The sequence below is a fragment of the Anaerococcus tetradius ATCC 35098 genome, from assembly GCF_000159095.1.
In the GTDB taxonomy this organism is placed as follows: Bacteria; Bacillota; Clostridia; order Tissierellales; family Peptoniphilaceae; genus Anaerococcus; species Anaerococcus tetradius.
Map to the genome: position 1 here is coordinate 1 of NZ_GG666344.1, position 590 is coordinate 590.

The 590-nt window shown below is 37.3% G+C and carries 1 protein-coding gene; it reads left to right on the top strand.

Translation table 11 applies throughout. The features are described from left to right. The first annotated feature begins 78 nt into the window (after positions 1 to 78). On the top strand, positions 79 to 480 hold the full coding sequence (locus tag HMPREF0077_RS10085) for a hypothetical protein (RefSeq protein ID WP_211204697.1): 402 nt from the start codon (positions 79 to 81) through the stop codon (positions 478 to 480). Positions 481 to 590 lie beyond the last annotated feature (110 nt).

A 590-nucleotide genomic window follows, 5' to 3' on the forward strand; every position in this document is an offset into this window, starting at 1 on the left:
TTTTTAGAGGTGTTTTTTTAGTACTCATCTATCGACCTGAGTAAGTCGTAAAACTGCTATTTTTTATTGGAAGGAGTCATGATGGTTCGATATGGTTGTCAGACTCCCAGTCAGTCGGTGATACTTGATTATGAAAAGACTCTTGGCCAAGAAGCTATAGATACTACTTTTAGGGCTGCTCTTGCAAAAGAGACTGTTGATGGAGAAGGAAAGGGTGCAAGACTATATCCAGAACTAAGATGGGGAAGCAATCCTGATTGCCTAAATGGAGTTAACCTTGATGTTAATGGGACTGTAGCTAATGGAGGAACTACTAAGGCTTACCTTGGTGATTTTGCCAATATGTTTAAATGGGGATATGCAAAACAAATCCCTCTTGAAGTAATTAAGTATGGTGATCCTGATAATTCTAGTAAGGACCTAAAAGGATATAACCAAGTTTACCTAAGGGCCAGAAACCTATTAATAAGAAAAAAGTAGGTACAGATGCCTTTCATGCTCCTATTTATGAGGATATTGAAAAAGTAGTCAATAATGTACTCGTAGCTCCAGCATCATCTGATGATATCGTTGATTCAATGAATTTGTAT

What these genes read in the sequence shown, in the direction of transcription:
- HMPREF0077_RS10085 (WP_211204697.1), top strand. Translation starts at nt 79, where the DNA reads ATGATGGTTCGATATGGTTGTCAGACTCCCAGTCAGTCGGTGATACTT.